The sequence below is a fragment of the Pseudomonadales bacterium genome, assembly GCA_024234215.1.
Lineage (GTDB): Bacteria > Pseudomonadota > Gammaproteobacteria > Pseudomonadales > UBA5862 > JACKOQ01.
On sequence record JACKOQ010000002.1, the window covers coordinates 87,064 to 99,695 of the forward strand.

The window sequence follows — 12,632 nt, forward strand, 5'->3', positions numbered from 1 at the left end:
CCCGCTCCAGCACATCACCACTGCGCCTCGATCCGCTCCCAGCCTCTGTCAGTCACCATCACGAAGCGGCAGCGACCGTCGGAGAGACTCGCCCACAGGCCGCCGATCAGCCGGTCATCGTCGGCGGCGCTCCAGCGGTCGGCGCCCTTGTATTCCACGGCCAGGATCGTACCGGGCTGGTCTGCTGAACCGGGTAACTGACAAAGAAAGTCCGGATAGAAACGACCATCGGCCTTCTGCAGGAAGAACGAACTCCCCTCGCGTCGCACCAGATTGCGCACCCAGAACGCGATGCGCCCCCGCTGCGCCTGCATGTCCAGCCAGCAGGCGCAGTCGAACTCCTCTCTGCTGTCGAAGTCGCCGATGCGGCCGTAGTAGTGCCGGCGAAAGTCGAAGTGGCCGAAGCGGCCATCGTAGTCGCGGGCCGGCGCATAGGCGTGGGGCGCGAACTCGAAGGCGTAAACGTCGCTCACCGCCACCCGCTGCCCAACATCGTCACCGAACAGCGTCTGCTGGAAGGCCCGGCCCACTGCCTGCCGGCGCAACTGTCGAATGCGCGCCTCCAGCAGGTTGCGAATCAAAAATTTCTGCAAATTGGCCCGCGCCAGCGGGAAATCGTCGCGGCGCAGCAGTTCGGTCAGCCACCGGACAACGAAAGCCTGCTTGCTGGCATGGGTGAGCGACGGCTCCGGCAGGTTGCGGCAGAGCCAGGTGGCCAGCCGCAGTTCGTCCCACTGCTCGGGCGGGCAGACCAGCCCGAGATCGCGTTGCAACTCGGGCAGAAAGCGCGACACCAGCCGGCCGCCGTCGTCGACATCGATCTCGCCGCCTTCGGAGACCTTCATCGACGCGCCGAGCATGGCCAGCTCTGCGGTGGTCGGCGCGGCATCATAGGTCGACAGCGCCCAGGGGTAGTCGAGCAGCTCCGGGTCGTCGAACAGTTGCAGCGCGCCCTGCACACGCAACGCAAGCTGCGGCACCGCAAAGCGCTCGCCGAGTTCGGCCGGCGTCTGGAAGAACTCGATCGCCGTGGTGCGGCTGGTTTCGGCGGCTTCGGCAATCGCCGTGGCCGCGGCCTCTGAGGTCACCGCCGCCGTGAGCGTGCCGGTCTCGTCCTCGGTCAGCGGCGTGCTGATGGTCAAGGCATTGAGCTTCCCGTCCCAACTCAGCTTGTCGCGCACCGGCTGGGGCAGGCGCTTGAGGTCGGGCTTCTCGGGCAGCACTACCACCACCGGGCGCATCACCGCGCGGCCGGCGTGGCCGTCGAGATCGATCCGGGCCTGCTCGGCCCGAGCGGCGGTGACGAACTGCGCCACCTCGCGCCGCTCGAAACCGGCGCCGGCCACCAGCCGGTCGCGCAGCGCGCCCGCCGTTTCGGCGAAATTCCTCGACACCACGAAGGCGTAGGAGCGGTTCAGCAGCGGATCGGCGAAGTGGCGTGCGTTCGGCTGACGCAGCACCCGGCCCAGCAACTGCTCGACGGCCGTCGCCGACGACAATGAAGCCATGCTCACCAGGATGTACGCGAACGGACAGTCCCAGCCTTCGGCCAGCGCCTTCTGGGTGATGACGAACTTGACCGGACAGTCTGGATCGGCAATGCCCAGCTTGTAGTTGGTGTCGATCTGCTCCAGGCCGCGTTCCTCGCCGGTGGCGACGACGATCTCGCGGGCCGGAATGCCGTGATTGGTGATCAGCTCCTGGCGCACCCGCTCGAAATCCAGCGTTTCCACGCCGGCACGGCGCGGCTCGGATTGAATCAATACGATGGGCCGCAGGTAATCGGCGCCGGCGCGGCGCGCCTCATCGGCCAGCCTGTGCAGCGCCTCGCGGCGGCCGATCGCGTCGGCCAGACACTGCTGCCAGTTCGGCTCGGTCTCCAGCACCACCGGCAGCTTGATCATCTCCTCCGCCTTCAGCTCGGCGGCGCAGACGCTGTGCAGCACGTTGCTGGGCGTGCGTTCCAGATCGGGCGTGGCGGTGAGTTCCAGCACGCCGCTGGGGCAAAAGCGCGCCAGCATGTCGAAGGCGAGTTCGGTGCGGTTGTTGTGCGCCTCATCCACCACCACGAACGGCCGGCGCAGCCGCAGCACGTTGGCCAACGAACAGGGCGTCGTGCGCTCTGCACCTGCGCCCTCGCTCAACAAGCCGTCGCGCTGGGTGGGCGACAGGTTGTCGAAGTGGTGCATCAGCGCGCCGCTGCTCTGATACACCTTGCGGCACTCCTCGTCCTCCACCTGAAACGCCTGTCGGGTGGCGACGATGACGGTGGTGGAGGTGTCCAGCGTCGCGCGGGTCACACTCTTGGCCTCGTCGAGGTCCATCACCGTGATCGGGCCGGCTTCGCGAAGTGCCGCGTGATACGGATGCAGCCGGTCGCGCAGCGCGCGCAGGGTCTGTTCGCGGATCGGCTTGCTCGGCACCAGCCACAGGATCACGCTGTGTTCGGTGCGCAGCAGATGCGTGTTGGCAAGCTGAACGCTCTTGGCCGCCAGCCAGGTCTTGCCACCGCCGGTCGGCACGCGCAGGCAGAAGTACGGCATGTCAGGCGGGAACCCCGAGAGGGGGTTGTACGGACTGCCACGCCCCCAGAGACGTTCAGTGGTCGCGGTGAAGGCCACCGACGGCGACGGCAGCTCGTGGCAGGCGCGAAAGTAGCTCTCGATGCTGTCCAGCACCTGCTGCTGGTACTGTTTGGGGGTGAAGGGGGTCATGGTGTCTCCGACTGTGCGCATGAACGACGCATCACAGCTCGCCCACCACATCCACGGCGGGGATGCCCCGAACCTTGCCGGCGCGGTAGGCGGCCAGCCGGCGCTGAGCCTCCTCGATCCAGAGCAGATCGATCTCCTGATCGGGCCGGATGCGCTCGATCACGCCGTTGCGGCTCACCACCAACTCGGTGCCAGTCTGCATCGCCAACTCGCGGGCACGCTGCGCGGCGCGCAGCAAGGCCGGTTCGGACAGCCGCAGATCGGCGGCCTGGGTTCCATCTCGATCCGGGTCACTCATGGCTTGTCGCTCCTGTCCTGAAATGTCTCACGCACCATCCCGTGCATCGGGTTCTGGAAAGGCTTCGACTTGCTGGATGATCTCTGCCAGCAGGTTGCGACGAATATGGAGGGAGGTCCGTTGCGGAATCTCCTTCAGCGCTGCGAGCGTCTGCGCCTTATCCATTTGACCGCGCCGCATCGCGCGCACGACGATACCGATCGTGCCATGCGCAGAAATGGCCAGCGCCGCTGCCGCCAGCCGGGCCGCCGTATCGTCGGTCAGCAGCAGGGCACGGGGTGCAGCCAGGCACTGGCACAGTGCCGCATATTCGCCGCTGTGCCAGTGTGTAAAGCATTCCCAGCGTATCGACCCGCTCCGAATCGGGTGGCGTGCATCGCGACAGCACGACGTCAGAGTGCTGAAGAGCCAGCGGCCGATGACGCTCGACCTCGATCCATACCGCATCAGGCACCTGCACCCCCTGAAAATCAGCCAGCAAATGAATGCAACCCAGCTCATCGAGGTGGATCAACGGCCCGGCATCCGATACCACCATCACCGTGCCATCGCGATAGGCGGGCAAGGGTTCAATCACCGCCCTTCAGCCCCCACTCGACATCCTCGCGGATGAACTGCTCGCTCAGGCGCTCCTGGTGCGATTCCAGATAGCGGCGCAGCGATTCGGCAATGATCGAATCGACATCCGCCGCCCAACCGCGCTCGACCATGCGCCGGGCCTGCTGCACCAGTTGATCGGGCAATTCGGCTTGTATCAGCGTCGTCATCTCATGCCTCCACGGATCACGATGAAACGGGCCTCGCCTGAATTATCCATGGCTATATCTCCAGCGCATACGGCGTCTGCTTGAAGGTGATGCCCTCGCGCGCGGCGCGGCTGCCCATGCGGTTGGCGGCGGCGTAGATCACCTTCGGGCCGGCGAACGGCGGCAGCAGGTCGTACAGCGGGCCGGTGAGTACGTTGCCGCCGTCGATGGAGCGGTCCTTGAGGATGCCGTTGTAGAGCAGATAGATCGCCCGGCCTTCGTACACGCCGAGGAGAGGCGACGAATCGATTCCGTCATTCCCGCGCAAGCGGGAATCCAGGCTCGCGGGGCTGGACTGGATTCCGGGTTCGGCTCCGCCGCCCCGGAATGACGGCATCCACGACGTGCCGGTCTCGGCAAACCAGACGAACTCGGCGAGCTGCGCAAAGCTCACGTCGCGGCGAATCTGTCCGTCGGCGTCAAACAGGGGCTCGGCGGACAGCCGGCAGAACTGGAAGCCGCCGCCGAGTCCCGGCACCGGCTCACCCTTGGCGTTGGAGTAGCCCTGCGCCACGCGGCGCACGCGCTCGGCGGTGACGTTGCGGGCGATGGCGTCGTCCATCTCGACCAGGATGAAGCGGCGGTTGCCGCCGTCTTCGGCGTTCTGCTTCAGCACCGCGTGGCCGGTGGTGCCGGATCCGGCGAAGCTGTCGAGTACCAGCGAGTCTTTATCGGTGGCGATTTGCAGGATGCGCTGGATAAGGGAGGACGGCTTCGGAGTAACGAACAAGTCAGTGGAAGCTCCGAGGCCCATGATTTGACTAAGCTCCTGCTTCGAATGGCGCGTACTGCCGACTTCCTGCCAGCGCCATAAAGTCCGCGGCACTACACCGTCTTTCACATCAGATAGGAATCTCTTGATGCCGGGGCGATTGGCACCGGATTTTCCCCACCAGATTCTATTGTCGCGATCAAGCTCCCAAAATTTTTCTTCACTTACTCGCCAGTAACTGCCCGATGGCGGTCCTTCGATGACTTTCCCAGATGGCGTCGTGATCGAATATCTGCCTTGTGCGTAGAAATTTCGTGCGGCGAGATCGCTGAGCAGCCATACCCCACGAGGATCATTGTCCGGGTTCTTGTACCGAGCAATCATCTCCTCGCTACGAGCGAGCGGATTCGGCCGCCATGTATCTTTATTGAGGGCGTAAATAACCACGTACTCGTGATCCTCACTGAGATGACGAGCGCTATTTTTCGGGCTATCCATCATGTTCCAGATGGAACTCGCCACGAAGTTATTCGCCCCGAAAATCTCATCCATCAGCAGCCGCAGCGTCGCCACCTCGTTGTCGTCGATCGAGACGAAGATCGCGCCGTCCTCACGCAGAAACTGTTTCAGCAGCACGAGGCGCGGATACATCATGCACAGCCAGCGGTCGTGGCGGTCGAGCGTGTCGCCCTCGCGGCCGACCACCTCGCCGAGCCAGCGGCGAATCTCCGGGCTGTTGACGTTGTCGTTGTAGACCCAGCCCTCGTTGCCGGTGTTGTAGGGCGGGTCGATGTAGATGCACTTCACCTGGCCGGCGTAGCGCGGCAGCAGCGCCTTGAGCGCGTGCAGGTTGTCGCCCTGGACGATCAGGTTGTCGCCGTGGTCACCCTCACCCCCGGCCCCTCTCCCGGCGGGAGAGGGGAGGGACAGTTCCGGCAGCGGCTCCAGCAGGCGGAACGGCACCTCCTTGTGGTGTTTGACGACGGCTTGCTTGCCGATCCAGTTGAGTGTGGGCATCGATGGCTCTGCATCCTGTGCGCTCGGCATTGACCGCCGGCGGGCGGCGCAGAGCATACCGCTTTTCGAGGGTCGATGCGCCGCATCCGCCGGGCGGACCATTTTTATGCGATCCGGCCAGCGGGAGTCGCTATAATCAGCCGCCGCAATCCGGGTCGGAGCCCATTCTGGTGCAGTCAGCCGAACAGTCGATCGATGCCGCGCCACTGCTGCAAGCCGTGGGGCTTGGCTGTGAGCGCGATGACCGCACGCTGTTCCGGCGGCTCGACTTTGCCGTGCAGGGCGGCGAGCTGCTGGAGGTGCGAGGCCGCAATGGCAGCGGCAAGACGACGCTGCTGCGGATGGTGGCCGGCCTCGGCGAGCCGGACGAGGGCGAGCTGCGCTGGCGCGGCCGGCCGCTGCGGCGGATGCGCGCCGAGCTCGGCAGCGAGCTCTGCTACCTCGGCCATCTGCCGGCGATCAAGGAGACGCTGACCGCCCGCGAGAACCTGCGCTTCGCCATGCAGTTGAAGGGCTGCGCCGCCAGTGAACGGATCGACGCGGCACTGGCCGAGTCGGGGCTGCGCGGCTTCGAGGATCTGCCATGCCGTCAGCTCTCGGCCGGGCAGCGGCGGCGGGTGGCGCTGGCGCTGCTGCGGCTGCTGCCGGCGCGGCTGTGGATTCTCGACGAGCCCTTCACCGCGCTCGACCGTCAGGCGGTCGCGCAACTGGAGCAGTGGATCGAGGCACACCGGGCCCAGGGTGGCGCGGTGCTGCTGACCACCCATCAGCCGTTGGGCCTTGGCAGTGCGTGGCGGACGCTGACGCTCGGGGAGTCCGTTGCTTGAGCAGTGCAACCGGCGTGGCACTGCACCGGATCGCGGCCGGACTGCTGCGGCGCGAGCTGCTGCTGGCGTGGCGCCGGCCCGGCGAGAGTCTCAATCCGCTGCTGTTCTATCTGCTGGTCGGCAGCCTGTTCCCGCTCGGCATCGGTCCGGACGCGGCCTTTCTGGCCCGCATCGCCGCCGGCGTGATCTGGATCGCCGCGCTGCTGGCGTTGCTGCTGTCGTTCGACAACCTGTTTCGCGCCGACCATGACGATGGCACGCTGGAGCAGTTTCTGCTGAGCCCCTGCCCGCTCTATTTTCTGGTGCTGGTCAAGCTGGCGGCCCATGCCTGCATCGTCGGGCTGCCGCTGCTGCTGGCGACCCCGCTGCTGGGGCTGATGCTGGCATTGCCGGCCCCAGCGATCGGCACACTGCTCTGCACGCTGCTGCTGGGCGTGCCGACGCTGGTCATGCTGGGCGGCGTCGGCGCGGCGCTGACGCTGGGGCTGCGCCGCGGCGGACTGCTGCTGTCGCTGCTGGTGCTGCCGCTCTATGTGCCGGTGCTGATCTTTGGCGCCAGCGCGGTGCAGGCGACCCAGAGCGGTCTGCCGGTCACCGGCCATCTGGCCTTCATCGGAGCGCTGCTGGCGGTCACGCTGGTCACCACGCCCTTCGCCATTGCCGCCGCACTGCGCATCTCCGGAGGCTGATCGATGGATTTCACCGCCACCTTCACCCGCTGGTTTCACCGCATGGCCTCGCCGAGGTGGTTCTACCGGTTCGCCCGGCGCTGGCAGCCCTGGTTCGGCTGGAGCAGCCTGCTGCTGCTGCTGGTCGGGGCCGTCTGGGGACTCGCCTTCGCGCCGCCCGACTACCTGCAGGGCAACAGCTTTCGCATCATCTACATCCATGTGCCGGCGGCGATTCTGGCGCAGTCGGGCTATCTGCTGATGGCGCTGGCCGGCGGCATCGGGCTGATCTGGCGCATCAAGCTGGCCGAGATGGTGGCCAAGTCGTGCGCGCCGATCGGCGCCTCCTTCACCTTTCTGGCACTGGTGACCGGGGCGATCTGGGGCAAGCCGACCTGGGGCACCTGGTGGGTGTGGGACGCCCGCATCACCTCGATGCTGATCCTGCTGTTTCTCTACTGCGGGGTGATCGCGCTGCAATCGGCGATCGACAACGCGACCACCGCCGCCCGCGCCGCCGCGATTCTGGCGCTGGTGGGGGTGGTCAACATCCCGATCATCAAGTACTCGGTGGAGTGGTGGCACTCGCTGCACCAGCCGGCCACCTTCAGGCTGACCGAAAAGCCGGCGATGCCGATGGAGATGTGGCTGCCGCTGCTGGTGATGGTGGTGGGGTACTATCTGTTCTTTGCTGCCGCGCTGCTGCAACGCACCCGCTGCGAGCTGGTCGAACGGGAACGCAAGTCACGCTGGGTCAAGGAGCTGGTGGAGAACGATGAGTTTTGACAGTCTCGACGCGCTGCTGCGGATGGGCGGCCACGGCGGTTATGTCTGGAGCGCCTACGCCATCGCGCTGGCCACCTTTGCCTACAACTGGGTCGCGCCGCTGCATCGCCGCCGGCAGTTGCGACGCCGTCTGCAACAACTGGCACGCAGGGCCGAACCATGAATCCAATCCGCCGGCAACGGCTGTTTCTGGTGATCTTCATTCTGCTGGGGGTCGGCGTGGCGGTGGCACTGACGCTGACGGCGCTGCAGGAGAACATCAACCTGTTCTACAGCCCCAAACAGATTCTGGCCGGCGAGGCGCCGACCGACCGGCCGATCCGCGCCGGTGGCATGGTGGTGGCCGGCAGCGTCAAGCGTGACCCCGACAGCCTGAAGGTGGCCTTCGAGGTGACCGACTACAGCGGCACCATCGCGGTCGACTACGAGGGCATCCTGCCCGATCTGTTCAAGGAGGAGCAGGGCATCGTCGCCCTCGGTCGCTGGGCGCCTTCCGGCCGCTTCGTCGCCACCGAGGTGCTGGCCAAGCATGATGAGAACTACATGCCGCCCGAGGTGGCCGCAGCGCTGAAGGCCAATCCACCGAAACCGAAGTGAACAACGGACCGAGCAGATGATCGTCGAACTGGGCCACTTTGCGCTGATTCTCGCCTTCATGCTGGCGCTGGCGCTGGTGGTGATTCCGCTGGGCGGCGTGCTGAGCGGCCGCCGCGCCTGGATGGCACTGGCACGCCCACTGGCCAGCGGGCAGTTCGTGCTGCTGCTGTTGAGCGCGGCCGCGCTGGAACACGCACTGCTGACCGATGACTTTTCGGTCGCCTATGTGGCCAGCAACTCCAACAGCCAGTTGCCTGCCATTTACAAATTCAGCGCCTTCTGGGGCGCGCACGAAGGGTCGCTGCTGCTGTGGCTGCTGCTGCTGGCCGGCTGGAGTTTTGCCGTGGCCCGCTTCAGCCGCCGGCTGCCGCTCGACATGGTGGCGCGGGTGCTGGCGGTGATGGGGGCAGTCGCGACCGGCTTTCATCTGTTCCTGCTGACCACCTCCAACCCCTTTGCCCGGCTGCTGCCGATTCCACCAGCCGAAGGGCGCGACCTCAATCCGCTGCTGCAGGATCCGGGTCTGGTGATCCATCCGCCGATGCTCTACATGGGCTATGTCGGCTTCTCGGTCGCCTTCGCCTTTGCCATCGCCGCGCTGACCAGCGGCCGGCTCGATGCCGCCTGGGCGCGCTGGTCACGCCCCTGGACTGCGGTCGCCTGGCTGTTTCTGACCCTTGGCATCACCCTCGGCAGCTGGTGGGCCTACTACGAACTGGGCTGGGGCGGCTGGTGGTTCTGGGATCCGGTCGAGAACGCCTCGTTCATGCCCTGGCTGATCGGCACCGCACTGATCCACTCGCTGGCCGCCACCGAGAAGCGCGGCGTGTTCAAGAGCTGGACGGTGCTGCTGGCGATCTTCGCCTTCTCGCTGAGTCTGCTCGGCACCTTTCTGGTCCGCTCCGGCGTCCTCACTTCGGTCCATGCCTTCGCGGTCGACCCGCAGCGCGGGATGTTCATCCTGCTGTTCCTGCTGCTGGTGATCGGCGGATCACTGACGCTCTATGCCATGCGCGCGCCGACCGTCGCGTCACAGACGCGTTTCGAGCTCTGGTCGCGCGAGAGCTTTCTGCTGTTCAACAACCTGCTGCTGACCGTCGCCTGCGCCTCGGTGCTGATCGGCACCCTCTATCCGCTGGCTTATGAAGCGCTCAATGCCGGCCGCAAGATCTCGGTCGGGCCACCCTACTTCAACGCGGTGTTCATTCCGCTGATGGGGCTGCTGATCCTGTTCATGGGCGCCGGTCCGCTGCTGCGCTGGCGCGCCACCGACCGCAGCGAATTGCTGCGCCGGCTGCTGTGGATGGCGCTGATCGCGCTGCCGCTGGCACTGCTGCTGCCCTGGCTGCTGGTGCGGGCGCTGATCCCTTCCACCGCCATCGCGGCGCTGCTGGCCGGCTGGATCGGTGCCGGGCTGCTGCTCGATCTGATCATCAAGGGGCGGCAACTGCACGCGCAGGGCGGACTGCGGCGGCTGCCGATCAGCCACTGGGGCATGGTGGCCGCCCATCTGGGGGTGGCAGTGACCGCGCTCGGCATCGCGCTGGTCAGTCACCACAGCAGCGAGCGTGACCTGCGGCTGAAGCCAGGCGAGTCGGCCGAACTGGCCGGCCACCGCTTCCAGTTCAAGGGGGTCAGCGAGCTTGCCGGACCCAACTATCTGGCCAGCCATGGCGAAGTCGAGGTGAGCCGCGCCGGCCACCCCATCGCCACGCTGGCACCGCAGAAGCGGCTCTATCAGGCCCGCGGCAACAGCATGACCGAGGCGGCGATCGACCCCGGCTTCACCCGCGACCTCTACATCGCCCTCGGTGAACCACTCGAAAACGGCGCCTGGGCACTGCGCATCCAGTACAAGGCCTATGTGCGCTGGATCTGGCTCGGCGGTCTGCTGATGGTGGCCGGTGCGCTGCTGACGCTCTGCGACCGCCGCTACCGCACGACAGGAGCCACGCCATGACGCGCTGGAAGCTGTTCATCCCGCTGCTGCTGTTTCTGGCGCTCGGCGCCTTTTTGCTGCGCGGGCTGTTCATGGACCCGACGCTGCTGCCCTCGCCGCTGATCGGCAAGCCGCTGCCGGCCTTCACGCTCGGCACCCTCGCTGATCCGGCCGGCGTCAAACGGCAGAGCGACCTGACCGGTGAGGTGGCGCTGGTCAATGTCTGGGCCACCTGGTGCATCTCCTGCCGCGCCGAACACCCCTGGCTGATGAAGATCGCCGCGATGGGCGTGCCGATCTACGGCGTCAACTACAAGGATCAGCGCGAGGCCGCGCTGACCTGGCTCAAGCAGCTCGGCGACCCCTACCGCTTCAGCCTGTTCGACGAGAACGGACGGCTCGGGCTCGACCTCGGCGTCTATGGCGCACCCGAGAGCTACCTGATCGACCGCCATGGCGTCATCCGCTACAAGCGGGTCGGCGTGATCGACGAGCGCATCTGGCGCGACGAGCTGGAGCCAGCCATCAACAGACTGCGGGCCGAGCCATGAGCGCGGCACTGACCCGCTGGCTGCTGCTCGGCACGCTGCTGCTGACCCCCACTCTCGGCGCCGTGGAGCCTGACTACCAGTTCGACCAGCCGGAGCAGAGCCAGCGCTTTCACCGCCTGCTCGACCAGTTCCGCTGCCCCAAGTGCCAGAATACCAACCTGGTCGGCTCCGATGCCCCGATCGCCGCCGACCTGCGCCAGCACATCTACCAGTTGATGAACGAGGGGCGCAGTGACCGGGAGATCGAGGAGTACCTGGTCGAGCGCTATGGCGAGTTCGTGCTCTACAAACCACGCGCCCAGGGCAGCAACTGGCTGCTGTGGCTGGCGCCGGCCATGCTGCTGCTGGGCGGCCTCGGCTACGTCGCCCTGCTGATCGCGCGGCGTCGGCCGCAGGCAACACCCGCCACCGGACTGAGCAGCGAAGAACGCGCCCGGCTCGACCAACTGCTGAAGCGACAGGAGCCGCCCGGATGATGCCGCTGTTTGCCCTGGCCATCGCGCTGCTGATCTGCCTGGCGCTCGCCTTCATCCTGCTGCCACTGCGCCGCGCCACGGCGGCGCAGGTCAGCGAAGCGAGCCGCCAGCAGACCAATCTGGCCCTGCATCGCCGCCGGCTCGATGACCTGCAACAGGAGCATCGCCGCGGCGAGATCGACGACGCTGCGCTGGCGGCGCTGACGCTGGAGCTGGAGCGCGACCTGCTGGTCGACGTCGACAGCGCCGAACCCAGCTCGGCCGGGACGACCACGCCGGCCAGCCTCTGGTCGCGGCACTGGCTGGTGCTGCTGGTCGCCGGCCTGCTGCCGTTGGTTGCGCTGCTGCTCTATGGCCGTCTGGGCGGCATCGACCAGATCGAACTGACCCGGCTGAGCGAGCGGTTGACGCAGACAGCAGTCGAAAGCCCGGAGTTCCCGGCACTGCAGGAGCAGCTCGCCAGCCGGCTGCAACCGACCGCCAATCAGCTCTCCGGCTGGTACCTGCTCGCCAGCTCGGCACTGCAGAACGGCCGGCTCGACCTGGCCACCGACACACTGCAACAGATTGCCCGCCTCAATGGCGAATCGACCGACAACGCACCGGTCTATGCGCAACTGGCGCAGGTCGCCTTCCAGCAGGCCGGGCAGAAGATCACGCCGCAGATCGAGGGCTGGATCCAGCAGGCGCTGGCACTCGATCCCGACGAACCGACCGCACTGGGGCTGCTCGGCATCGCCGCCTTCGCCCGCAGCGACTATCAAGCTGCGATCGACGCCTGGCAGCACGCGCTGACCCGGACGCCAGCCGGCGCCAGCAGCGATGCGCTGCGCAGCGGCATCGGCGTCGCCCGCGAACGGCTGGGGCTGCCGCCCGAACCGGCCGTGGCCGGCCGCATCGAAGTGACCATCGAGATCGATCCGGCACTGCTGCCCGAGGTGTCGCCCGACAGCCACCTGCTGCTCTTCGCCCGTGCCGCCAATGGCCCGCCGATGCCGCTGGCGGCCGTCCGTCTGCCAGTCGGCGACTGGCCGCGCGAGGTGCAACTCGATGACTCGATGGCGATGCAGCCCGGTCTCAAGCTCTCGCTCCATCCGCAGGTCGAGGTGGTGGCACGCATCAGCCGCAGCGGTGGTGCCCAGGCCATGGCCGGCGATCTCGAAGGCCGCTCCGGCGTGATCGAACCGTCCCGGCAGCAGGGCAAGCTCAAGCTGCTGATCAACCAGCGTCGCTGAACAGGG

Annotated in this window: 13 protein-coding genes and 1 pseudogene; 9 read left to right on the top strand and 5 right to left on the bottom strand. The window is 66.6% G+C overall.

All coding sequences use genetic code 11. The annotated features are described in order from the left end of the window. Nucleotides 1-14: 14 nt before the first annotated feature. The 5 genes and pseudogenes from H7A13_04710 to H7A13_04730 all read right to left on the bottom strand — a co-directional run bounded on the left by H7A13_04710 (nucleotide 15) and on the right by H7A13_04730 (nucleotide 5,547). Entirely contained in the window at nucleotides 15-2,714 is a 2,700-nt protein-coding gene (locus tag H7A13_04710) for a DEAD/DEAH box helicase family protein (protein MCP5332642.1), read from the bottom strand. 31 nt (nucleotides 2,715-2,745) lie between these two features. Then, complete coding sequence (locus tag H7A13_04715; GenBank protein MCP5332643.1) at nucleotides 2,746-2,916, bottom strand: addiction module protein; 171 nt, start codon at nucleotides 2,914-2,916, stop codon at nucleotides 2,746-2,748. A gap of 123 nt (nucleotides 2,917-3,039) precedes the next feature. Then, nucleotides 3,040-3,550: pseudogene (locus H7A13_04720) on the bottom strand (DNA-binding protein). Nucleotides 3,551-3,581: 31 nt separating this feature from the next. Continuing rightward, nucleotides 3,582-3,779: a CopG family transcriptional regulator gene (locus H7A13_04725; GenBank protein MCP5332644.1), complete on the bottom strand. Its 198-nt coding sequence runs from the start codon at nucleotides 3,777-3,779 to the stop codon at nucleotides 3,582-3,584. A 52-nt stretch (nucleotides 3,780-3,831) separates the two neighbouring features. Next, a complete protein-coding gene (locus H7A13_04730; GenBank protein MCP5332645.1) occupies nucleotides 3,832-5,547 on the bottom strand; it encodes a site-specific DNA-methyltransferase in 1,716 nt (571 codons plus the stop codon). Nucleotides 5,548-5,753: 206 nt separating this feature from the next. Between H7A13_04730 and ccmA the strand changes: the two genes are divergently transcribed. The 9 genes from ccmA to ccmI are packed head-to-tail and all read left to right on the top strand — an operon-like array spanning nucleotide 5,754 to nucleotide 12,626. Beyond that, nucleotides 5,754-6,374 carry a cytochrome c biogenesis heme-transporting ATPase CcmA gene (ccmA, locus tag H7A13_04735; protein MCP5332646.1) on the top strand — a complete coding sequence of 207 codons (621 nt, stop codon included), beginning with the start codon at nucleotides 5,754-5,756 and terminating at the stop codon, nucleotides 6,372-6,374. Between the two features lie 44 nt (nucleotides 6,375-6,418). Further along, complete coding sequence (ccmB, locus tag H7A13_04740; protein MCP5332647.1) at nucleotides 6,419-7,063, top strand: heme exporter protein CcmB; 645 nt, start codon at nucleotides 6,419-6,421, stop codon at nucleotides 7,061-7,063. Between the two features lie 3 nt (nucleotides 7,064-7,066). Next, a complete protein-coding gene (locus H7A13_04745) occupies nucleotides 7,067-7,828 on the top strand; it encodes a heme ABC transporter permease (GenBank protein MCP5332648.1) in 762 nt (253 codons plus the stop codon). Then, nucleotides 7,818-7,991: a heme exporter protein CcmD gene (gene ccmD / locus H7A13_04750; protein MCP5332649.1), complete on the top strand. Its 174-nt coding sequence runs from the start codon at nucleotides 7,818-7,820 to the stop codon at nucleotides 7,989-7,991. Before H7A13_04745 ends, ccmD begins: the two co-directional genes overlap by 11 nt. Further along, nucleotides 7,988-8,425, top strand: a complete 438-nt coding sequence (gene ccmE / locus H7A13_04755) for a cytochrome c maturation protein CcmE (GenBank protein ID MCP5332650.1) — start codon at nucleotides 7,988-7,990, stop codon at nucleotides 8,423-8,425. The genes ccmD and ccmE overlap by 4 nt, the downstream gene beginning before the upstream one ends. 16 nt (nucleotides 8,426-8,441) lie before the next feature. Then, on the top strand, nucleotides 8,442-10,385 hold the full coding sequence (locus H7A13_04760; GenBank protein ID MCP5332651.1) for a heme lyase CcmF/NrfE family subunit: 1,944 nt from the start codon (nucleotides 8,442-8,444) through the stop codon (nucleotides 10,383-10,385). Then, nucleotides 10,382-10,915, top strand: coding sequence for a DsbE family thiol:disulfide interchange protein (locus tag H7A13_04765; GenBank protein MCP5332652.1), 534 nt, complete (start codon nucleotides 10,382-10,384; stop codon nucleotides 10,913-10,915). The genes H7A13_04760 and H7A13_04765 overlap by 4 nt, the downstream gene beginning before the upstream one ends. Beyond that, a complete protein-coding gene (locus H7A13_04770; protein MCP5332653.1) occupies nucleotides 10,912-11,391 on the top strand; it encodes a cytochrome c-type biogenesis protein CcmH in 480 nt (159 codons plus the stop codon). The genes H7A13_04765 and H7A13_04770 overlap by 4 nt, the downstream gene beginning before the upstream one ends. Continuing rightward, nucleotides 11,388-12,626 carry a c-type cytochrome biogenesis protein CcmI gene (gene ccmI, locus H7A13_04775; GenBank protein ID MCP5332654.1) on the top strand — a complete coding sequence of 413 codons (1,239 nt, stop codon included), beginning with the start codon at nucleotides 11,388-11,390 and terminating at the stop codon, nucleotides 12,624-12,626. Before H7A13_04770 ends, ccmI begins: the two co-directional genes overlap by 4 nt. Nucleotides 12,627-12,632: the final 6 nt, after the last annotated feature.